We start from the raw sequence: 21,443 nt of genomic DNA, 5'->3' as shown, positions 1-21,443 counted from the left end.
CGCGAGAGTATTGTGAAGTCGACATGAGTGGCTTGCATGAAGCGGAAAATTAGCGGGCAATAAAAAAGCCGGGCAGTATTGCCCGGCTTTTTTGTCTCTTTTTTAATCAACGGTTTTTCTTCGGTGCCAGCATCGTGTGGCGGCAAGTCGGCGCACCACAGCGACATTCGTAGTTTTTTTTGACCTTTTTGGTATAGCGTTCGTCCAGCACCAGACCATAGTCGTAATTCAATTCCTCGCCCTTTTTGATGTCACGCAGCGAATAGATGTAGACGCGCCCTTTTTCTTCGCGCGCTTCGCAGTTCGGTTCGCAGGCATGGTTGATCCAGCGCGCATCGCTGCCGTTGTCGCCGCCATCGATAAGCTTGCCGCTTTCCAGACTGAAGAAAAAAGTGTGAAAAGGATTTTCCGGATCAGCGCCCATGCGGCGGCTGGCTTCCTTCTCGCTGATGCGTTCGCCTTCGTATTCGATGAGCAAGGTATCAGCCGGTATCTTGCGCGCGGCAAAGACGCCACGACCGTGGATCGGCGAATTGCGAACGATGATGTAGGGTTTGTCTGCAGGTGTCGGGGCGGATTTGGGCTTGCTGGATGCGCTCATGAGTGTCGGCATTGGCTGGGCTGAAGGATGGCGCGAGGTTTCGTGCCGAGCGCCATTGTCCAACAAACGCCGGGCAAGAACAATCGGCTTCATCATGGCGGCAAACTGCGCTGGGTTTGCTGGTTGGGGTGTTGAGAGAATGCGTATCCGCTAAGGCATACAAGGCGCGGGCATCGCATACTAGATAGATGCAGCCGTTTACGAACATTTTTCTACGATGTTGCATCCAGTGGGCGATGACAGTTGCGCGCGGACGTTCATCTTTCGTGCGTACCGAGCATCCCAAGTTTGCTGTAGCAATCCAGTTCGGCGCGCAGGTGGGAAGGCTTTGACGGCTCGGGCGCTGGAGTAAAATAGCGGGTTGCCGACCGATTCAACCCTGGTGGCAAGGCATTCTTTTCGGGTTGGCTGGAAATCAAGCATGCTGCGACTGACCGACGTTCAACTTCCCCTCGACCACGCCGATGACGACCTGATTGCGGCCATCATCGCGCATCTCGGCATTGCGCGTGGCGATCTGCTGTCGCATACGGTGTTTCGGCGCGGTTACGATGCGCGCAAGCGCAGCGCGATAGCGCTGGTCTATACGCTCGATGTGGAAGTAAAGAATGAAGCGGCAGTACTGAAGCGAAAAAAAGGCAATCGCCATGTTTCGTTGACGCCCGATACCAGCTACAAGCATGTAGCGCAGGCGCCAACCGAATTGAAGACACGACCTGTCGTAATCGGTTTCGGACCGTGCGGTCTTTTCGCCGCGCTGATTCTGGCCGAAATGGGCTTCAAACCGATCATTCTGGAGCGCGGCAAGGTTGTGCGCGAGCGGACCAAGGATACCTGGGGCTTGTGGCGCAAGCGCGAGCTGCAGCCGGAATCGAACGTGCAGTTCGGCGAAGGCGGTGCGGGGACTTTCTCTGACGGCAAGTTGTGGACGCAGGTCAAGGACCCCAAGCATTATGGCCGCAAGGTGCTGACAGAGTTCGTCGCTGCCGATGCGCCACCGGAAATCATGTATGTCAGCAAGCCGCACATCGGTACCTTCCGTCTGGTGAAGATGATCGAACTCATGCGCGCGAAGATCGTGCAGCTCGGCGGCGAATTCCGTTTCGAGGCCCGCGTTGACGACGTGCTGATCGAAGACGGTCGGATGCGCAGCCTGATCCTGTCGGACGGTACACAGATCGACAGTGATCATGTCGTGCTGGCGATCGGTCACAGTGCGCGCGATACCTTCGAGATGCTGCACAAGCGTGGTGTTTATATGGAAGCCAAACCGTTCTCGATGGGGTTCCGCATCGAGCATCCGCAATCGCTGATCGATGCCTGCCGTTTTGGTCCCAGCGCCGGTCATCCGATTCTCGGTGCGGCAGACTACAAGCTCGTGCATCACGCCAGCAACGGACGTGGCGTCTACAGTTTTTGTATGTGCCCGGGCGGTACCGTGGTGGCAGCGACGTCCGAGCCGGGCCGTGTCGTCACCAATGGCATGAGTCAGTATTCGCGCAACGAACGCAACGCCAATGCCGGTATCGTGGTTGGCATTACGCCCGACGATTATCCGGGCGGACCTCTGGCTGGCATGGAAATGCAGCGCTTCTGGGAATCGCGTGCGTTTGAACTTGGTGGCAGCAATTACGATGCGCCGGGCCAACTGGTCGGTGACTTCATCGCGAACAAGCCTTCGACGGCATTCGGCAAGGTGCAACCGTCGTATAAGCCGGGCGTCAAACTGGGTGACCTGAATCCGTCCCTGCCCTATTACGCCATCGACGCCATCCGCGAAGCGCTGACGGCCTTTGACAAGCAGATCAAGGGTTTTTCGATGCATGATGCGGTGCTGACCGGCATCGAAACACGGACCTCTTCACCGGTACGTATCAAGCGCAACGATCAGAATCTGCAAAGCCTGAACACGCGCGGTCTGTACCCGGCTGGCGAAGGTGCGGGTTATGCCGGCGGTATCATGTCTGCTGCCATCGATGGCATTCGCGTCGCGGAAGCGGTTGCGCTCGACATCGTGCAGGGCAAGCAGTAGAACCTCTTCCCGAGGCTAGAGCCAGCCCGACTTGCGGAAGCGGTAATACAGATAACCGCACACCACGACCACCATGCCGATCGCCATCGGATAGCCAAAGCGCCAGTCCAGTTCGGGCATGTACTTGAAGTTCATGCCCCATAGGCCAAAGAATGCAGTGGCGACGGCGAAAATGGCAGCCCAGGCGGCCAATCTTTTGTTCACTTCGGTTTCCTCGATCGCCACCATCGACAGATGCACCTGGATCGCCGTGGCAATCGTGTCGCGGATGGCATCGGTCAGCGCATTGATGCGGTACAGGTGATCGCCCACATCGCGGAAGTAATCGCGCGTGCTTTCACAAAGCGGCGGCACACGCCCGCCATACAGGCGCCCTACTGCTTCCATCAGTGGTGCGACGATGTGCTTGAGCATGACGACATCGCGTTTGAGGTCGTAAAGCTGTTCGATGTTGTCGCGTTGCTGCTGTGTCTGGAAGATGCTGCCTTCGATGCGATCGAGATGCGCTTCCAGTGCTTCCACCACCGGGAAGTAGCGATCCACCACCGCATCCATCAGCGCATAGAGCACGAAGGCTGAGCCTTTGCGCATCTGTTCGGGTTCTTGTTCGCAACGCGCGCGTACGCCAAGGAAACCATGCTGGCTGTGACTGCGTACCGAGAGCACATAGTTGGGACCTGCAAAGATATCGAGCTCGCCGCGCTGCAATTTACCGTCGACCATTTCCACCGTCGGTACCACGGCAAACAGCGAGTCACCGTATTCTTCGATCTTGGCGCGCTGATGGCCATGGTGTGCATCTTCGACTGCCAATTCATGCAGGTTGAATTCCTGCTGCATCTGCGTCAGTTCGTCATGGCTGGCATCCTTGAGCGCCACCCAGACAAAGCAATTGGGCTTTTGCAGATAATCGCTGATCTGTTCGACCGGAATGTCGGCCAGCTTGTTGCCGTCCTGATAGGCAACGCAGTTGATGAGCATGAATGGTCTCCGATGAAGAGGGAATGATGCGCCAGATGCGCACAGTATAGGGATGCGTTGACGGATTCGTACAGTCGCGTCAGTCGACACAAGCGCTACGCGGCTTGCCACTATCGCGGCAGCTGCGGTATGCCTTGACGTGCTCGTCGAATGCCGTTCTGGCTTGTGCATCGGATAATGCCACCAGCTTCTTCGCGAGCTTGCGACTCACCTGAAAATGCTGATAGTCGATTGGCGCATCCCAGTCGCCACCCCAGATGGTGAAGCCATGTAGTGCAAACAGTTCGACGACGTCTTCGGCCATGCCCTTGCGAGCGGCTTTGCCGGGACGGTTGGTTTGGCGATTCAGATACTGACGACCGGCGGCCGGGCTGATCTGCGCGCTGCCATCCTTGCCGACTTCGATAAACGGATTCTGGACAGGGTTGATATCGATGGCGAGGCCGTAGGCGTGTAGCGATGGTGCGCTGCCGCTGACGATGGCACGATCATTGAATGCGGAAGTATTGTTGGCGCGCATGGATGCAGCATCGTCCCCTCGGAAGTGTTCCATGCCGCGCGCACCTGCCAAGTTGAATCCACGTTCGCGCAGCGCCGAGAACAACGCACTCACGTGGTCGGCGGTAGCCGCCAGCACGGTGATTTCGCCATCGTCGCGCAGTTTGCCGTTGAAATCGACATACGAAAAACGCACGACACGCAATTGCTCACAACGCACAGGCGCGGTGGCATGCAAGACGCCGGTTTGTTGCAGTTGCTGGCAAAACGTGGGATCCGGCTGTGCACTGCGGGCGCTGGTGTTGCCAGAGGCAAGTAACATCATGCCAAACAGGATGGCAGATAGAGCGTTTGGGATGGATTGGATAGGCTGTGTCGACATGGTCATGCGGGAAAAGAAAGCTTGCGTTGCGTGGCGTCAAACCTTAACCCAATTATCGTGAGGGTGCGATATGGCGCGTAAAATGGCGGCTCGCTGTCCATTTTCCACGTCATGACTATCCTGCTCTCCACGCTCAATGCTCGTTACACGCACGCCTCTCTCGGCTTGCGCTATCTGCTGGCAAACATGGGCGAGTTGCAGGCGCAAACGCGGATACAGGAATTTGTCATCGGCGCACGTGCCAACGACATCGTCGAGCGCTTGCTGGCGCATCAGCCGCGCATCGTCGGCTTTGGCGTCTATATCTGGAATGTCGAAGAAACCACCAAGGTCGTCGCCTTGCTCAAGCGCGTGGCACCGCATGTCACGGTGGTCCTCGGCGGGCCGGAAGTGTCGTACGAGCCAGAGCAGCAAGAGATCGTGAAGCTGGCCGATTATCTGGTGACGGGTTGGGGTGACGTGACATTTCCTGCCCTGTGCAAACAGATTCTGCACGGCCCCAAGCCGTTGATGAAAATCCATGCCGGTGTGCAGCCCCCGCTGACCGATCTGGTCATGCCCTACGAGCTGTATTCCGATGACGATATTCGCAATCGCACACTCTATGTCGAAGCCTCGCGCGGCTGCCCGTTCAAGTGCGAGTTCTGTCTGTCTTCGCTCGACAAGACCGCATGGCCGTTCGATATCGATGCCTTTCTGGCGCAGATGGAAACCTTGCATGCGCGTGGTGCACGGCTGTTCAAGTTTGTCGATCGCACCTTCAATCTGAACGTAAAGGTCAGTCTGAAGATCATGCAGTTCTTCCTCGACAAGCTGGCAGCCCATCCCGATGATCCGGTCTACGCACACTTTGAAGTCGTACCCGATCATCTGCCCGAAGCGCTACGCGAAAGCATCCTGAAATTCCCGCCGGGGACGCTGCAATTCGAAATTGGCATCCAGAGTTTCAATCCTGATGTGCAAACATTGGTCAGCCGCAAACAGAACAATGAAAAAGCTGCCGACAACATTCGCTGGTTGTGCGAACACACGCATGCGCATTTGCACGTCGATCTGATTGCCGGCTTGCCCGGTGAGGACGTGGCGAGTTTTGCGCGCGGCTTCGACAAGCTGGTGGCGCTTGGCCCGCATGAAATCCAGTTCGGCATTCTCAAGCGTTTGCGCGGTACGCCGATCATTCGCCACACGGAAGAATACAAACTCGTCTTCGATCCGTATCCGCCCTATTCCATTCTGGCGACCGATCGCATCTCCTTCGATGAAATGCAGGAACTCGTGCGTTTTGCGCGCTACTGGGATTTGATTGCCAATTCAGGTCGTTTCGGTAATACGCTGCCGCAGTTGCTGGGCGACGCACCGTTCGACAACTTCATGCGCTTGTCGCGCTGGTTGTATGAAAATACTGATGCGACCCATCGCATTGCGCTGGAAAAGCTGGCGACGCTCGTCACGCAATGGCTGACGTTGCAAGGCATGGATGCGGTGGCGGCCCAATCGCTGGTGCGTAGCGATTACGCCGGCCAGGGCGGCGCCCGCAAGAGTGAAGGCAAGGTCGAGCAAAAGACGGCATCGGCCATATCGCAGGAAGCATTATCAAGCCTCACCCGGCGGCAGAGCAGACATCTGGCAGCGTGAGATGCTTGCGCTGCATTGATGTCAACGTGGTTCAGCGTGAAACACCGTTACGCCAATCCTCGATCAAGTGGCGTGTTTCTTCCTTCAATTCATTGAGCGGCAGGCTGGATCGATGATGAAAGATCATCAAGGCATAAATCTTCGCCAGTGTATTGACTTCGGCAGAGAGCGCGTGCTCTTCGCCAGTCGAAGGGCGTTGCTGGCGCCAATGATTGATAGCCTGTTCGAGTTCTGTAAGAGTGAGTTCCATGCACATATTCTACGCGCCGCGTACGGGTCGGGTTTGCGCCGGATCAAATCGCCGATGATGTTAGGCAAGAGCCTGCGGCGGCGCGTTTGACAACATACAATAGGCAAATTGCATGTACGCAATCTTCCTTGCGCTGGCCCGATTTCCATGAGTCCATTCGATATCACGCGTTTCTTTCCTTTTTTGCGCTGGCCGCGGCCGACCCTGTCGTCGCTCAAGAGTGATGCATGGGCGGGATTCAGCGTTGGGCTGGTGTTGATTCCACAGGCGGTGGCCTACGCTACCTTGGCTGGCATGCCGGCAGCCACGGGTTTGTATGCTTCCCTGATTCCGGCCTTGGTGGGCGTGCTGTGGGGATCGTCGGCGCTGCTGGCGGTTGGTCCGGCGGCACTGAGTAGCCTGCTGGTGTTCGGTTCGTTGACGCCGTTGGCGGTACCGGCTTCGGCGCAATGGGTCACGCTGGCAATCTGGCTGGCGATCTATTCGGGCCTGTTTCAATTTTTGCTCGGCGCATTCCGACTCGGCCGCCTGTCGAATCTGGTGTCGCAACCAGTCATCATCGGTTTCATCAATGCTGCAGCGCTGATCATCATGGCATCGCAGATACCGACGCTGATTGGCATTCCCGATCTGTTCACGCGCGCGCCATCCGTCGTGCTGGAGCGCGTGACGGATGATCCTTCGCATGTGTTGATGACATCCGCCTTCGGTTTTGGCGCATTGCTGATGCTGTGGGCGACAAAGAAATTCCTGCCGCGTTTTCCCGGCATTCTGCTGGTAACGGTGCTGGCGACCTTTCTCAGTTGGCTGCTGGACTATGCGCCGGCTGGCGGCGAAGTGGTTGGCGAGATTACCAAGGGCTTGCCGCCACTCGTGTTACCGGGCGCGATTTCATTCGAGCAGCATCGTGAATTGTGGACGGCGGGATTGGTACTGGCCCTGATCAGCTTTACCGAAGCCATGTCGAGCTGCCGCGTACTGGCGCGCAAGCGACGCGAGCGCTGGGATGAAAATCAGGAATTGATCGGGCAGGGTCTGGCGAAGGTGGCGAGCGGTTTCAGCGGGGCGTTTCCGGTCAGCGGCTCCTTCTCGCGTTCGGCACTGAACCTCTATGCCGGCGCCACCAGTGCATGGGCCACGTTGTTTACCGTGCTGTGCGTGGTGTTGTGCCTGCTGTTTTTCACGGATCTGCTGTATTACGTGCCGCGCTCGGTACTGGCCGCGATGATCATCATGCCGGTGTTCGGCCTGTTCGATTTCGGCGCGTTCAAGCGTCTGTTCTCGATCGCGAAGGATGATGCCGCCATCGCGATCGTCACTTTTGTCGTCACGATCGTTGCCATGCCGCGTTTGCACTGGGGTGTGATGGCCGGCATCGCCCTGACCATGGTTTGCTATCTGTATCGCCATATGCAGCCGCGCATCATCGAAGTCAGTGAACACAAGGACGGCACCTTGCGCGACAGCAAGCGTTTCGATCTGCCGCGGCTGGCCGACGATCTGATCGCCGTGCGCATTGATGCGGCGCTGAATTTCCTGACGGGTGCCGCGCTCGAACGCTTCGTCACCGAACATTGCAGTCAGGAACCACAGTTGCGGCGCGTGCTGCTGTGCGTTGGCTCGGTCAACGATATCGATGCGACGGGTGTGGATACGCTCGAATCGCTGCAGACGGCACTCAAAGGTATGGGCATCGATCTGTATGTGACGGCGATCAAGAAGCAGATTTGGGATGTGCTGGATGATGCTGGCTGGATCAAGGTGCTCGGCAATGACCATATTTTCATGACCGATCGCGAGGCGATTGCCGCGCTGGCCGATCCGGCGCATGCGCAAGTGCAGTGAATTCTGCGCGGGTTTGCTGGTCCGACTCTTGATTGCCCGCAATTTGGCACCGATTCACCCATGCAAGACCTTCATTGCCTTGGAGAACCGCTTCATGCGTCGCACCCGCTTTTTCAAGCACATGCCGACTTCGCAGAGTTTTCATGACAATCGCTACCTGCGGCCGTTGGCGCGCTACCTGCACCATCATTATTTGTGGCAATTCAATCGTCGCGGTGTGGCGGGTGGGTTGGCTGTCGGCTTATTCGCCGGCATTCTGAGTCCGGTGGCGCAGATTCTGTTCGCTGCCATTCTTGCCATGATTGCGCGCGTCAACCTGCCGGTGGCGGCGTTTGCGACCTTGGTGACCAATCCATTTACAGTGCCGCCGATCTATTACGCTGCCTATCGTGTTGGCAAGGCCATCATCGGGGGCGAGCCGGGTACGGCTGACGATCTCGATCCGGAAACCATGCAACGTATCGTCGGTGCGGGCAGCCTTGAAGGCGGGATCGGCAACTGGTTTGCCAATATGCTCGACTGGCTGCAGGCCGCCGGTCCGCAACTCATGCTGGGGCTGGCGATCTTTGCCGTGGTATCGGCCGTGCTGGGTTATGTGCTGGTGCACGTGATCTGGCAAGTGAATGCACGCTTGCGCTGGCAGCGTCGCGTGCAACGCATTCGTGATGACTTGAACAGGTAAAGGGCGCAAGACATGCATGTATTTACTTACGGATCGCTGATGTTCCCTGCCGTGTGGGAACGCGTGGTACGCGGTCGTTATCGCAGCGCGCCGGCCATGTTGCCGGGTTATGCCCGCCATGCGGTGGAAGGCGAGACCTATCCGGGCATGGTGCAGCAGAGCGATTCGGCTGTGAATGGCGTGTTGTACTTCGATGTCGACGAGGCCGATCTGCTGGCGCTTGATGTCTTCGAAGGAGGCGAGTATCGGCGTGAGCAAGTGCGCGTTTCGATTGCGGCCGATGAAAACCAGATGGCTGCTACCTATGTTTTCATGGCTGCTGACCGATTGACGCGTCAGCCTTGGCAACCCGAGGCATTTCGCATGCAGCACTTCATGGATGCCTACTGTCCCGATCCTGCCACGCCAAAATAGACCCGCTTCTTCAGCGTGGTGCCGCGAGTTTTTCCAGCAGGCCGGCTTTCACTGCCGGCCATTCGGGTTCGATGATGCTGAAACGCACCGAATTACGAATCCGGCCATCCGGCATGATGCGTTCATGCCGCACGATGCCTTCCTGTACCGCGCCCAATCGTAGAATCGCCGCCCGCGATGCGGTATTCAGTTCATCCGTCGTGAATTGCACACGCGTGGCGTGCAGCGTCTCGAACGCATGGCGCAACAGCAGCAGCTTGGCTTCGGTATTGATGCGGGTGCGTTGCGCCGAGCGTGCCAGCCAGGTATGACCGATTTCCATCTTGCGGTTGGCGCGATCAATTTTCCAGAAGCGTGTACTGCCGACGATGGTGCCCATGTCGCGGCGTACGATAACGAATGGCAGCACGGTGCCTGCCGCACGTCCCGCCAGGGCCTTGGCGATATAGTCATCGACCGTTTGCGGGCCGGGAATGACCGTCACTTTCGATTCCCACAAGCTGCCATCGGATGCAGCATCGAGCAAGGCTTCGGCATGCTTTGCTTGTAATGGCTGGAGAGTGACCGATTCGCCGGTGAGTACAGGGAACGAGGCGGAAGGCGTGGACATGGCAGTACAAAAAAATGGTCAGCCTGCATCGTCGCACAGGCTGACCGTTCATGCCGCGGACCACTCGCACTGCGGTGCAAACTGGAATGCGACCGGATCAGGGCGCTTTGTCCGCCTCTTTGCTCGCGTAGGGCGCATGCAGATGCACGGGTTTAACAGTTTTCTTGCGTGCGCGAATGTTGATCAGTTCGACCACCAGCGCAAAGCCCATCGCCGTGTAGATATAGCCTTTCGGAATGTGCTGATCGAAGCCTTCGGCAATCAGGATCACGCCAATCGCCACCAGGAATGCCAGTGCCAGAATCTTGATCGAAGGATGCGCCGACACGAAGCGGCCGATCGGCCCGGCGAACACCATCATCAAGCCGACCGAGGCGATGACCGCAGCAACCATGACGGCCAGTTCATCCACCATACCGACCGCCGTGATGATGGAATCCAGCGAAAACACCAGATCGACCACCATGATTTGCATGATGACGGAAGCAAAGGTCGCCTTGACGGCGCTCGAGGTATGGCCTTCTTCACCTTCCAATGACTGATGGATTTCACCCGTGCTTTTCCAGATCAGGAACAGGCCACCGGCAATCAGAATGATGTCGCGCCCGGAAATCTCCTGCTGCATGATCGTGAACAACGGAGCGGTTAATCCGACAATCCACGCTAGTACCATCAGCAGACCGATGCGCATGAACATCGCAATGAACAGGCCGAGCTTGCGTGCGAATTCCTGCCGTTCCTTGGGAAGTTTATCGACGAGGATGGAAATGAAAATGATGTTGTCGATACCGAGCACGAGTTCGAGGGCGGTCAGTGTGACGAACGCCATCCACGCGTGCGGATCGGTGAGTAGTTCAAGCATGGCCTGTCTCCTTGTTCTTGTCTTGTAGTAGAAGGGTGAAACGAGGGATTGCTTGCAGCGGTGAGGCAAGCCGAGTGTACGCAAGCGCTCGTGAGAATTCCGTTAAGAAACAAAAGCACTGCTTGTTTGCGCCAGATCGGGCGTGTGCGGCGGTTGCTGTAACTTTTTGATATCAAATCTGTACGAAAGCCGTCACCGGCAGCCGGTATAATGCCGGCACGTTTCAATCAACCTGCAGCGCCCTGCCGCGGCGCGCCTTCATTCATGCTCGCAGCACAAAAAGAACGCCTTATCACTATTTTCCGCGCAGCCGTCGCCCCGCTGATCGCCGGTACCGAACTCAATCCCAACATCGTGCTGGAACGCCCGCGCGATCCATCGCATGGCGATATCGCCTGCAATCTGGCGATGCAGATCGCCAAGCCGCTCAAGAAAAATCCGCGCGAAGTGGCGCAAGCCCTGGTCAGCGCCTTGCTCGACAATGCCGACAATCGCGACTTGATCGAAACGGCAGAAATCGCTGGCCCCGGCTTTATCAATCTGCGCCTGACTGCAGCCTCGCGTCAGGAAGTGGTGCGTACCATCCTGCAGCAGCGTGGCGATTACGGTCGCGGCTTTGGAGGCAGCGGCAAGAAGATTGTCGTCGAATTCGTCTCGGCCAACCCGACCGGCCCGCTGCACGTCGGTCACGGTCGTCAGGGTGCGCTCGGCGATGCGCTGTCGTCGCTGTTCCAGGCGCAAGGCTATGATGTCACCCGCGAGTTCTATTACAACGATGCCGGCGTGCAGATCGCCACGCTCGCCACGTCGGTGCAGGCTCGCGCCAAGGGACTCAAGCCCGGTGTCGAAGGCTGGCCGGAGTCGGCCTACAACGGCGATTACATCCAGGACATCGCCAACGATTTCCTTGCAAAGAAAACCGTCTCCGCCAGCGATAGCGAGCCGGTAACTGCCAGTGGCAATGCGGACGATATCGAATCCATCCGCAAGTTTGCCGTCGCTTATCTGCGCCGCGAACAGGATCTGGATTTGCAAGCCTTTGGCGTCAAGTTCGACAACTACTTCCTCGAATCCTCGCTCTACAGCGATGGCAAGGTCATCGATACCGTCGATGCGCTGATCCGCGCCGGCAAGACCTACGAGCAGGATGGCGCATTGTGGTTGCGCACGACCGACTATCGCGACGACAAGGATCGCGTGATGAAGAAGTCGGACGGCACCTTCACCTATTTCGTGCCGGACGTCGCCTATCACACGGTCAAGTGGCAGCGCGGTTTCACGCAGGCCATCAATGTGCAGGGCAGCGACCACCACGGCACCATCGCACGCGTGCGTGCCGGTTTGCAGGCGCTGGATGTCGGCATTCCGCAAGGCTATCCCGACTATGTGCTGCACAAGATGGTCACCGTCATGCGCAATGGCGAAGAGGTCAAGATTTCCAAGCGTGCCGGCTCCTACGTCACGTTGCGCGATCTGATCGAATGGTCGGCAGGCGAAACGCCGGAAGGCGACAATGGGGTAAATGCGGTGCGCGATCTGACACGCGGCCGCGATGCGGTGCGTTTCTTCCTCATCTCGCGCAAGGCCGATACCGAATTCGTGTTCGACGTCGATCTGGCACTCGCGCAGTCGGATGAAAATCCCGTCTACTACGTGCAGTACGCACACGCCCGTATCTGCACGGTGCTGGGCAAGTGGGGCGGTAACGAAGACGAGCTCAAGAACGTCACCGACCTGTCGCCACTGACAGCGCCACGTGAAGCCGCCTTGCTGGCCAAGCTGGCCGAATATCCGGAGATGCTGCAAAAGGCGCTCGAAGAACTGGGCCCGCATCAGGTTGCCTTCTATCTGCGCGATCTGGCAGGTGAACTGCATAGCTACTACAATGCAGAACGCGTGCTGGTGGACGATGCCGTTGTCAAGATGGCGCGTCTTGCCCTGCTAGTTGCTACCCGTCAGGTGTTACGCAACGGCCTAGCCCTGATCGGTGTTTCCGCACCGACCCGGATGTAAGAATCGCCACCGCACATGCCTCGCGCTCGTACAGGAAGCACATGAAAAAAAATCGCAACAAGCAGGCCGGCGGCACCTTGCTCGGCCTGATCCTCGGTCTCATCATTGGTCTCGGCATTGCTGTCGGCGTGGCCTTGATGATTTCCAAGACACCTCTGCCGTTCACCAACAAGGTGGCGCCGGTCGATCGCATCAATTCGCAAAGCGGCGAACCTGCCGATCCGAACAAGTCGATGTACGGCAAGAAGCCGCAGACCTTGCCGCAAGCACCGGCCGCTGATGCACCAGCCGATCCGGCACCGTCAGCCGTGGTGGTCGAGGAAAAAAGCATCAAGGCGCAGCCGGTCGAACGCGTGAATCCGGCAGCACAAAAAGCCGAAGCCAAGGCGGAAGCCAAAGCCAAGGCGGAAGATGCCGATGAAAAGTGGATTTACTACCTGCAGGCAGGCGCCTTCCGTGAGCGGACCGATGCCGAAGGCATGCGCGCCAAACTGGCCTTGCTCGGTTTCGAAGCGACGGTGTCGGAACGGCAGGCGGAAACCGGTACGTTGTACCGCGTGCGCGTCGGTCCGTTCGGCCAGCTCGACACAATGAACCGCGTTCGCAACAAACTGTCTGATAACGGCATCGATGTTGCCGTGGTGCGCATGGGCAAATAAACGGCAGATGCGGCAGAATACGTCGGTACTTTATGAGCAACACTCCTGAAAGGAATTTCATGCGTTTCATCAAACATCTGCTGGCGGTCGCTACCCTGGGTCTGGTCGCCGCCACTGCGGGCGCTTCGCCTGCCGCGCCAGTGAACGGTACCGATTACCGCACGCTGGACAAGCCGCAGCAGACGGATAGTGGCAAAAAAGTCGAAGTCACCGAATTCTTCTGGTATTCGTGCCCGCACTGCAACCTGCTGGAACCATCGCTCGAAGCATGGGTGAAAAAGCAGGGCGACAAGATCAGCTTCAAGCGTGTGCCAATCGCTTTCCGCGATTCCTTCGTGCCACAGCAAAAGCTGTATTACACGATCGAAGCCATGGGCAAAGTGAATGAATTGCACGCCAAAGTATTCCGCGCCATCCACGTTGAAAAGCAGGCGCTCGATACCGATGCGCAGATCGCTGCATGGATCGCCAAGCAAGGTGTCGATGCCAAGCAGTTCGCCAATGTCTACAACTCGTTCGGTGTTCAGACCAAGGTGCAGCGCGCGATTCAGTTGCAGAGCGATTACCGTGTCGACGGTGTTCCGATGATTGCGATCGATGGTCGCTACATCACCTCGCCATCACTGATTGGCAAGAGCCTTGGCCGTAATGTGTCGGAAGATGTACTGCATGCGTCGACCTTGCAAGTAATGGATTGGCTGGTCGCCAAGTCCGCCAAGTAAGCGCTTCGATTGATTGTCGCGCTGCCAGCGTACAGGCAGCGATCACATGGTTTAAAAGTCCGCACCTCGCAAGAGGGCGGGCTTTTTGTTTGGAAAGTCCGGTATGCAGAATGCTCCGCTCCGCGTTTTCATCACAGGTGCGTCCAGCGGCTTGGGTAGCGCCTTGGCGCATCACTATGCAAAACAGGGCGCGATGCTCGGCTTGGCGGCGCGCCGTGGCGAATCGTTGCTGGCGCTGGTCGATGTCTTGCCGAACCGCGAGCGGCATTGCGTCTATTCGCTCGATGTGACGGATCGTGCCGCCTTGCACAATGCCGCGCACGACTTTATTCAGCATGCCGGCGGTATCGACATCGTGATCGCCAATGCCGGCATCTCGCGCGGCACGCTGACGGAATACACGGAAGACCTCGACGTGTTCGAGCGCATCTTCGCCACTAACGTTATTGCCACGGTGGCCACGTTTTCCCCTTTCATCGATACCATGCGTGAACAGGCTGCAGCCGTGCAATCGCAATGTCGGCTGGTCGGCATTGCCAGCGTGGCTGGCATTCGCGGCTTGCCCGGCGCCGGCGCCTACAGCGCGTCGAAAGCGGCCGTCATCAGCTACTGCGAATCGCTGCGTGTGGAATTGAAGAAAGATGGCATCAAGGTCGTGACCATTGCGCCCGGCTACATCGATACGCCGATGACGCAAGCCAACGATTACGCCATGCCTTTCCTGATGCCGGCAGACGATTTTGCCCGTCATGCGGCAGCGGCTATTGCACGCGGCGACAGCTATCGCGTGATTCCCTGGCAGATGGGCGTGGTGGCAAAAATCCTGCGATTGTTGCCAAATTGTCTGTATGACTTCCTGTTCAGGAATGCGCCGCGCAAGAAGCGCGCGCAGCCGAACGAATAGCGTTTTCTGCGCCAGCAGATACGCTTGGCAAACAGGATTTTTTGCCGATAAGGGCTAATTGGTTTACAGTGAGAACAGTTCTCATATGAAGAACGCTTCCAGAAACGATTGCTCGAATCCGTAATCCAAGCCGTGATGAACACCCTCCAGTATCTTGAAAACGTCCGCCGTGCCGCGATGAAGTCGCACCGCGAAACCTACAAGGGTTGGCCCTTGCAGGTGACGACACGTTTATGCAGTGAGAAGCGGGATTGTCCAGATTGCAATTATTGTCCGATGATCGTGGTGACCGAACAGCAGTCCATCGGTTTTCGCGAGCTGGAAGTGCCGTGCGATGGCGGCTTTCATTCGGTCGACGAATGTATCAAGGTCGGTGTGAAGCTGGCGCGCCAATTCATCGACCAGCGTGTCTGAACCTCACTTTTCCTGACCGTAGCGCCCGGACAGGCGCGCCAACTGTTCGTACGCCCCCTTGATGTTCAATGGCAGCCATTGCTCGTAGCTGGCGAAGTGCCGGTATTTGTCGAGTCGGATTTCACGCTGCATCTGCTCGAGCGACTTTCCCTCGTTCATGCCCTGCAATACCGCATCCCGCAAATCTTCCAGATACGCCAGGCTTTCCCGCACATCCTCCTTGTTGCCGACTACGCTGTGACCTGGTGCCACCATATCGAAATCCAGTTGTAGTACCGCCTTCAACGAGGCGATCGTGCCTTCAAGGTCGTAGTAATACATTTCGCGGAAGGGCAGACGCTTGAGCACGATCCAGTCAACCACGAATAGCAATCTTGCGTCGGGTACGTAGAGGCTGATGTTGCCGGCACCATTGTTGGGGCCGTAGTACTGCAGCTCAATCGCGCGCCCCTCGAAGTCGAGCCGCAGGCGATCCGAAAACGTGATGTCAGGCGTGGCGGTCGGCATCTGGTTGCGGCGAATGTCCTGTGCAGCAAGTTCATGCGCGACGATGTGCGTATCACGATCGCGGAACACGTCGCCGCCGCCGATATGGTCGAGATGATTGTGCGAATAGATCACATATTTGACGGGCAGATTGCCCCAGCGCTGGCGAATCTCCTTGCGCAGCCACGTGGCGGCTTCGGTATTGATGGGGTCGGTCAGCAACACGCTTTCCTTGCCGACAATGAAGATGGAATAGTGCAGATTGTCCTGAAAGCGATAGATGCTTTTACCGAGATCGGTAATCGATCGCTTGTTTTCCTGCGCAATGGCGACCGAGGCGGGCAGGAAGAGTTGTACTGCGAAGAGTGCGAACAGAATCTGCTTGAACATGCTGCCTCCCATCAAGTGGCCGGACGATGTCGTTCTGACCGCAGTAGTCTGAATTAGTGCGAGACGGTGCGCGGAAAACATCGGAGATGAGAACACTAGTGATGATCAGATCGTTCTTCCCGCTCCGGGATTTCATACGCGCGCATGCGTTGTCGTGCGCAGTCCGTCTATGGCGATCTACGTTGATCAGTATGTCTGAAAGCGAACCACGCCTTCCGTATCGATCTGGCGTTGCAGCAGGCCGTCCACCCAAAGCTTGTGCAAGTGCGCGAGCGCTTCGCCGAGCGCAAAGCTCAGTTGGTGCGAATCGAGTTTGCGGGTGAACATGATCGGCACGATATCGGCTGCCGATTGTGGCGTGGCGCAGGCGGTCAGCACTTCGGCCAATCGTGCGGCGTGGTGATCGCACAATTGCTGGATGCGCGTGTGCATCCCGAGAAACGGTTTGCCGTGTGACGGCAGTACGAGCGTATCGGCGGGTAAGGGCAGGAATTTCTGCAGCGAATCGAGAAATTGCTGGACCGGGTTGGAGTGCGGCTCGATGGCGAACACCGATGTATTGGTCGAAATGCGCGGCAAGACCATGTCGCCGGAAATCAGTACGCCAAGATCGGCGCAGTAGAGGGCCGCATGTTCAGGCGAATGACCGAAGCCCGTGATCACGCGCCAGACATGGTCGCCGATGCGGAAACTTTGCCCGTCATGCATGCGCGCGTAGTGATGCGGGACATCGGGTACATAGGTCGGATAGTAGGTCTTGCGGCCCTTGAGTTCTTCGAGCATCTGCGGATCGGCAAGGCCGTGCTGCTGGAAGAACGGGAACATCGACGTGCCATCCGCACCGGGCAAGCCGGCAGACATCATGCGGGCAAACGCATACTCGCCGGTCGTCATCCACAGTGGTACCTGCCAGCGCTGGCATAGCCAGTCGGCAAGCCCCACATGATCGGGATGGCAGTGCGTCACGATCACGCGCACGATTGGCAGGCCATCCAGATGGTCGGCAAAAATGCGCTCCCACGCCTCGCGTGTGGCGTCGTTGCCGATGCCGCAATCAACCATCGTCCAGCCCCGCACGCGGCCCTGCGGGCCATCGAACACGTCTTCCAGCAACCACAAGTTGATGTGGCTGAGTGCAAACGGCAACGCCATGCGCAGCCACTTGATGCCGGGCGCGACATCGAGCACGCTGCCGGGGGCCGGCAAGGCATCGTCGAAAGGGTAGGCGAGTTGGGCTTCCTGAGGATTCATGATTTGATCTGGCACCGTTTCCGGCCAAGCTGGCGCGCTACAATAGCGGCCTTGAACGAAGATGCCATTTTACCGGCAGGGCCCGCTGCCTGTCGGTATCCGGTGTGCATCTTTCTTTTGATCATCGTTCCAACCACATCGTGACGCATGCTGCCGCTTTATGCGCCATGCCAGCAAAAACCATGAAGAAACCGGCGATTACGACCTGCCCTTGCGGCGGTGCCGATTATGCAAAGTGCTGCAAGCCGTTCCACGACGGTACGCCGGCCCCCGGTGCCGAACAACTCATGCGCTCGCGCTACAGTGCTTATGTCCTCGGTCTGATGCCTTATATCCATGTCACCTGGCACGCTTCGACGCGACCTGCCCTGTCGGAACTGACGCACGATACGGCATTGCGCTGGCTTGGTCTGGAGGTAAAGCAGACTGGCGGTAACGAACAAGAGGCGCAAGTCGAATTCGTGGCGCGCTCGAAGATTGATGGCCGGGCACATCGCCTGCATGAAGTCAGCCGCTTCGTGCGTGAGGATGGCCGCTGGTTTTATGTCGATGGCGTGTTCCCGGCGGAACAGAAAAAGGACAAACAGGCATGATCGATTCGCGACAGCAAAACAGTCTGGTCACGCGCAGTCTGCGCAGCGTCTGGCATCCATGCACGCAGATGCAGCATCACGAAACCGTGCCCTTGATTCCCGTCACGCATGGCAAGGGTGCGTGGCTGTTTGATACCGATGGCAAACGCTATCTCGATGGCATCAGTTCGTGGTGGGTGAATCTGTTCGGCCATGCGAATCCGCGCATCAATGCGGCCCTCAAGGAACAGCTCGACAAGCTCGAACACGCAATGCTGGCCGGCTTCACGCACGAACCGGTCGTGCAGTTGTCGGAACAGCTCGCCGAACGCACCGGCCATGTACTCGGCCATTGCTTCTATGCCTCCGATGGTGCATCCGCAGTCGAGATTGCATTGAAGATGAGTTTCCACGCGTGGCGCAACAGCGGGCGTAGCGAAAAGCAGGAATTCGTCTGCCTCAAGGGCAGTTATCACGGCGAAACCATCGGTGCGCTGGCCGTCACCGATGTGGCGATTTTCCGCGATGCGTACGGGCCGCTGCTGCAACGCGCGCATGTCATCGACAGCCCCGATGCGCGGCAGTCGCAACCGGGCGAAACCGCAGTCGATGTCGCACGTCGCGCCGCCAAGGCGTTCGAGACCTTGCTGGAACAACAGAGCGACACGATTGCCGCCATCATCGTCGAGCCTCTGGTGCAATGCGCCACCGGCATGGCGATGCACGATCCTGTTTATCTGCAGGAAATACGCGCCTTGTGCGACCGTTACCAGGTGCATCTGATCGCGGACGAGATCGCGGTCGGTTGCGGCCGTACCGGAACGTTCTTCGCCTGTGAACAGGCCGCCATCTGGCCCGACTTCCTGTGTCTATCCAAGGGGATCAGCGGCGGTTACCTGCCCTTGTCGCTGGTGATGACGCGCGATGAAATTTATCGCGCCTTTTATGATGCCGATGTCACGCGTGGCTTCCTGCATTCGCATTCCTACACCGGCAATCCGCTGGCGTGTCGCGCCGCACTTGCCACGCTGGCGATTTTTGAAAACGATGATGTGCTGGAAGCCAATCGCGTCAAGGCGACCAAGCTGACGGCAGCACTGGCACCGCTGATCGATCATCCGCAAGCCAGCCATTTTCGCCAGCGCGGCATGATCTGGGCTTTCGATGCCGTGATCGACGATGCCGACATGGCGTCCAGTTTTTCGCGCCGCTTCTTTTCCGCCGCACTCGAACAGGAATTGCTGTTGCGCCCGATCGGTAATACGGTCTATTTGATGCCGCCCTACATTCTGGACGACGAAGAAATCGCCCTGCTGGCAGCACGCACGCAAAGCGTGTTCGAACAGGTGATGGCGCAGGAAAGCAGCGTATGAGCAGCAAGCTGATTGCCGATCTTGAACAGCGTATTGCCGATCTCGATGCGCAAAGCCTCCGTCGTCGCCTGCGCGTGGCGGAATCGCCCTGTGCGCCGCATATGCAGGTCGATGGCAAACCGCTCTTGGCATTTTGCAGCAACGATTATCTGGGCCTCGCCACACATCCGCGCATCGTCTCTGCCTTGCAGGAAGGCGCGGCGCTGTACGGTGTCGGTAGTGGTGCCTCGCATCTGATCAACGGGCATTCACGTGCACATGCTTTGCTGGAAGAACGCCTGGCCGCTTTCCTGTCACCCTATGTGCCACAGGCGCGCGCGTTGACGTTTTCCACCGGCTACATGGCGAATCTGGCGATCCTCAGCGCCTTTGGCGGCAGCGACGTCGCGCTGTTTTCGGAAGAACTCAATCACGCTTCGCTGATCGATGGCGCGCGCCTGTCGCGTGCGCAAGTGCAGATTTATGCGCATGGCGATACCGCGCAACTGGCGGTTTTGCTGGCAGCAAGCACGGCGGCACGCAAGCTGGTGGTCACCGACAGCGTCTTCAGCATGGATGGCGATCTGGCGCCATTGAAAGACTTGCTGGCGCTGTGCGAGCAGCACGATGCCTGGCTGGTGGTGGACGATGCACACGGCTTTGGTGTGCTGGGCGAGCACGGGCGTGGCGTACTCGAACATCTTGATTTGTGCTCGCCGCAACTGATCTACATGGGCACGCTGGGCAAGGCTGCTGGCGTCGGTGGCGCCTTCGTCGCTGCACACGCCACCGCGATTGAATGGATGGTGCAGCGAGCACGTCCCTACATTTACACCACTGCCTCACCGCCTGCGATTGCGCATGCCGTACAGGCCAGCCTCGACATCATCGAAGGTCGCGAAGGTGCAGCACGGCGCGTACATTTATGCGGCTTGATTGCGGCATGGCAAGACAAGATGCAGTTGCAACGCTGGCAGCGCATGGCATCGCAAACGGCTATTCAGCCCGTGCTGATCGGCGACAATGCCGAAGCCATGCGCGCAGCCACTGCCTTGTACAAACGCGGCTTCTGGGTGCCGGCGATTCGCCCGCCCACGGTGCCAGCCGGTACCGCGCGTTTGCGCGTGACCTTGTCGGCTGCGCATGACATGGCCGATTTGGGGCAATTGGTCGCCGTGTTGCAACAGCTTGAAGGAGAGCACGCATGAATGCATCCGGCAGCCGTCATCACGGTTACTTCGTGACGGGTACCGATACTGAAATCGGCAAAACCTTCATCTCCTGTGCCATGTTGCACGCGCTCGGTCGCCAGGGACGCCGTGTTGCGGCAATGAAACCGATTGCAGCCGGTGCGGTGGTCATTCAGGAAGCCGATGGCGAGGTCTGGCACAATGAGGACGCCGATCAACTCGCCGCCGCCGCCAATGTCGCCTTGCCGCAGCAACTGGCCGTGCCCTATCTCTTGCAACAACCTGCTGCACCGCATATTTCGGCGAAATTGATGCGTGTAGACATGCAGATCGCGCACATTCTCGATTGTTATGCAAAGGTGACAACGCTTGCCGACAGCGTGATCGTGGAAGGCGTGGGCGGCTTTCGCGTGCCGATTTCGGATCGCGAAGATACGGCCGATCTGGCCCGCCAACTGGGTTTGCCGGTCATAATGGTGGTCGGTTTGCGGCTGGGGTGCATCAGCCATGCCCTGCTGACGGCCGAAGCAATTGTCGGGCAGGGATTGACGCTGGCGGGCTGGGTCGCCAACACAGTTGACCCTGGCATGGCCTTTGCGAGCGATAATGTCGAGGCTTTGCAGGCCCGCCTGCCCGCGCCGTTGCTGGGTTGCGTGCCGCGTCTGGCGGCGCCGCTTCCCTCGGCTGCGGCCGATTAT

22 protein-coding genes are annotated in these 21,443 nt (G+C 58.1%); 14 read left to right on the top strand and 8 right to left on the bottom strand.

Translation table 11 applies throughout. The features are described 5' to 3' along the window. Positions 1 to 106: 106 nt before the first annotated feature. Positions 107 to 601, bottom strand: coding sequence for an SET domain-containing protein-lysine N-methyltransferase (locus tag QZ725_RS04495; RefSeq protein WP_293776694.1), 495 nt, complete (start codon positions 599 to 601; stop codon positions 107 to 109). Positions 602 to 1,022: 421 nt separating this feature from the next. Between QZ725_RS04495 and QZ725_RS04490 the strand changes: the two genes are divergently transcribed. Then, positions 1,023 to 2,633 carry an NAD(P)/FAD-dependent oxidoreductase gene (locus QZ725_RS04490; protein WP_293776690.1) on the top strand — a complete coding sequence of 537 codons (1,611 nt, stop codon included), beginning with the start codon at positions 1,023 to 1,025 and terminating at the stop codon, positions 2,631 to 2,633. 15 nt (positions 2,634 to 2,648) lie between these two features. Here the strand turns inward: QZ725_RS04490 and corA are convergent, their stop codons facing one another. Then, on the bottom strand, positions 2,649 to 3,614 hold the full coding sequence (corA, locus tag QZ725_RS04485) for a magnesium/cobalt transporter CorA (RefSeq protein ID WP_293776688.1): 966 nt from the start codon (positions 3,612 to 3,614) through the stop codon (positions 2,649 to 2,651). A gap of 79 nt (positions 3,615 to 3,693) precedes the next feature. Then, positions 3,694 to 4,494 (bottom strand): M15 family metallopeptidase, encoded by an 801-nt coding sequence (locus QZ725_RS04480; RefSeq protein ID WP_293776685.1) that lies wholly within the window; start codon positions 4,492 to 4,494, stop codon positions 3,694 to 3,696. A 111-nt stretch (positions 4,495 to 4,605) separates the two neighbouring features. Between QZ725_RS04480 and QZ725_RS04475 the strand changes: the two genes are divergently transcribed. Beyond that, positions 4,606 to 6,129 carry a DUF4080 domain-containing protein gene (locus tag QZ725_RS04475; protein ID WP_293776683.1) on the top strand — a complete coding sequence of 508 codons (1,524 nt, stop codon included), beginning with the start codon at positions 4,606 to 4,608 and terminating at the stop codon, positions 6,127 to 6,129. A 31-nt stretch (positions 6,130 to 6,160) separates the two neighbouring features. Here the strand turns inward: QZ725_RS04475 and QZ725_RS04470 are convergent, their stop codons facing one another. Next, complete coding sequence (locus QZ725_RS04470) at positions 6,161 to 6,379, bottom strand: DUF3717 domain-containing protein (RefSeq protein ID WP_293776681.1); 219 nt, start codon at positions 6,377 to 6,379, stop codon at positions 6,161 to 6,163. Positions 6,380 to 6,526: 147 nt separating this feature from the next. On the opposite strand from QZ725_RS04470, the gene QZ725_RS04465 reads away from it, so the two are divergent. The 3 genes from QZ725_RS04465 to QZ725_RS04455 are packed head-to-tail and all read left to right on the top strand — an operon-like array spanning position 6,527 to position 9,320. Continuing rightward, positions 6,527 to 8,224: a SulP family inorganic anion transporter gene (locus tag QZ725_RS04465; RefSeq protein ID WP_293776679.1), complete on the top strand. Its 1,698-nt coding sequence runs from the start codon at positions 6,527 to 6,529 to the stop codon at positions 8,222 to 8,224. Continuing rightward, positions 8,208 to 8,906 carry a DUF2062 domain-containing protein gene (locus tag QZ725_RS04460; RefSeq protein WP_293776677.1) on the top strand — a complete coding sequence of 233 codons (699 nt, stop codon included), beginning with the start codon at positions 8,208 to 8,210 and terminating at the stop codon, positions 8,904 to 8,906. The genes QZ725_RS04465 and QZ725_RS04460 overlap by 17 nt, the downstream gene beginning before the upstream one ends. Positions 8,907 to 8,918: 12 nt before the next feature. Beyond that, positions 8,919 to 9,320 carry a gamma-glutamylcyclotransferase family protein gene (locus QZ725_RS04455; protein WP_293776674.1) on the top strand — a complete coding sequence of 134 codons (402 nt, stop codon included), beginning with the start codon at positions 8,919 to 8,921 and terminating at the stop codon, positions 9,318 to 9,320. Between the two features lie 10 nt (positions 9,321 to 9,330). Here QZ725_RS04455 and QZ725_RS04450 read toward each other — a convergent pair whose 3' ends face one another. Together QZ725_RS04450 and QZ725_RS04445 are read right to left on the bottom strand one after the other, a co-directional pair. Then, positions 9,331 to 9,930, bottom strand: a complete 600-nt coding sequence (locus QZ725_RS04450; protein ID WP_293776671.1) for a GNAT family protein — start codon at positions 9,928 to 9,930, stop codon at positions 9,331 to 9,333. Positions 9,931 to 10,027: 97 nt separating this feature from the next. Continuing rightward, entirely contained in the window at positions 10,028 to 10,792 is a 765-nt protein-coding gene (locus QZ725_RS04445) for a TerC family protein (protein ID WP_293776668.1), read from the bottom strand. Positions 10,793 to 11,056: 264 nt separating this feature from the next. Between QZ725_RS04445 and argS the strand changes: the two genes are divergently transcribed. The 5 genes from argS to QZ725_RS04420 all read left to right on the top strand — a co-directional run bounded on the left by argS (position 11,057) and on the right by QZ725_RS04420 (position 15,504). Continuing rightward, positions 11,057 to 12,805: an arginine--tRNA ligase gene (gene argS / locus QZ725_RS04440; RefSeq protein WP_293776665.1), complete on the top strand. Its 1,749-nt coding sequence runs from the start codon at positions 11,057 to 11,059 to the stop codon at positions 12,803 to 12,805. Between the two features lie 41 nt (positions 12,806 to 12,846). Beyond that, positions 12,847 to 13,464 (top strand): SPOR domain-containing protein, encoded by a 618-nt coding sequence (locus tag QZ725_RS04435; RefSeq protein ID WP_293776663.1) that lies wholly within the window; start codon positions 12,847 to 12,849, stop codon positions 13,462 to 13,464. Between the two features lie 59 nt (positions 13,465 to 13,523). Beyond that, a complete protein-coding gene (locus tag QZ725_RS04430) occupies positions 13,524 to 14,186 on the top strand; it encodes a thiol:disulfide interchange protein DsbA/DsbL (protein ID WP_293776661.1) in 663 nt (220 codons plus the stop codon). Positions 14,187 to 14,289: 103 nt separating this feature from the next. Next, on the top strand, positions 14,290 to 15,090 hold the full coding sequence (locus QZ725_RS04425) for an SDR family oxidoreductase (RefSeq protein WP_293776659.1): 801 nt from the start codon (positions 14,290 to 14,292) through the stop codon (positions 15,088 to 15,090). A gap of 132 nt (positions 15,091 to 15,222) precedes the next feature. Next, complete coding sequence (locus QZ725_RS04420; protein ID WP_293776656.1) at positions 15,223 to 15,504, top strand: hypothetical protein; 282 nt, start codon at positions 15,223 to 15,225, stop codon at positions 15,502 to 15,504. 3 nt (positions 15,505 to 15,507) lie between these two features. Here the strand turns inward: QZ725_RS04420 and QZ725_RS04415 are convergent, their stop codons facing one another. After that, positions 15,508 to 16,380, bottom strand: a complete 873-nt coding sequence (locus QZ725_RS04415) for an MBL fold metallo-hydrolase (RefSeq protein WP_293776653.1) — start codon at positions 16,378 to 16,380, stop codon at positions 15,508 to 15,510. A gap of 186 nt (positions 16,381 to 16,566) precedes the next feature. Then, positions 16,567 to 17,631 carry an MBL fold metallo-hydrolase gene (locus QZ725_RS04410; protein WP_293776651.1) on the bottom strand — a complete coding sequence of 355 codons (1,065 nt, stop codon included), beginning with the start codon at positions 17,629 to 17,631 and terminating at the stop codon, positions 16,567 to 16,569. 167 nt (positions 17,632 to 17,798) lie between these two features. Between QZ725_RS04410 and QZ725_RS04405 the strand changes: the two genes are divergently transcribed. From QZ725_RS04405 to bioD, 4 genes are all read left to right on the top strand, one after another. Beyond that, positions 17,799 to 18,224, top strand: coding sequence for a YchJ family metal-binding protein (locus tag QZ725_RS04405; RefSeq protein WP_293776649.1), 426 nt, complete (start codon positions 17,799 to 17,801; stop codon positions 18,222 to 18,224). Continuing rightward, complete coding sequence (bioA, locus tag QZ725_RS04400) at positions 18,221 to 19,576, top strand: adenosylmethionine--8-amino-7-oxononanoate transaminase (protein ID WP_293776647.1); 1,356 nt, start codon at positions 18,221 to 18,223, stop codon at positions 19,574 to 19,576. The genes QZ725_RS04405 and bioA overlap by 4 nt, the downstream gene beginning before the upstream one ends. Next, positions 19,573 to 20,763 carry an 8-amino-7-oxononanoate synthase gene (gene bioF / locus QZ725_RS04395; protein ID WP_293776644.1) on the top strand — a complete coding sequence of 397 codons (1,191 nt, stop codon included), beginning with the start codon at positions 19,573 to 19,575 and terminating at the stop codon, positions 20,761 to 20,763. The genes bioA and bioF overlap by 4 nt, the downstream gene beginning before the upstream one ends. After that, on the top strand, positions 20,760 to 21,443 hold a 684-nt coding region (gene bioD / locus QZ725_RS04390), incomplete at its 3' end, for a dethiobiotin synthase (protein ID WP_293776641.1). The genes bioF and bioD, both read left to right, overlap by 4 nt.

It is taken from the genome of uncultured Oxalicibacterium sp. (genome assembly GCF_913776015.1).
Taxonomy (GTDB): Bacteria; Pseudomonadota; Gammaproteobacteria; order Burkholderiales; family Burkholderiaceae_D; genus Oxalicibacterium.
The sequence above is the reverse complement of the archived record's forward strand: the minus strand, read 5'-3'. Positions and strand labels throughout refer to the sequence as shown.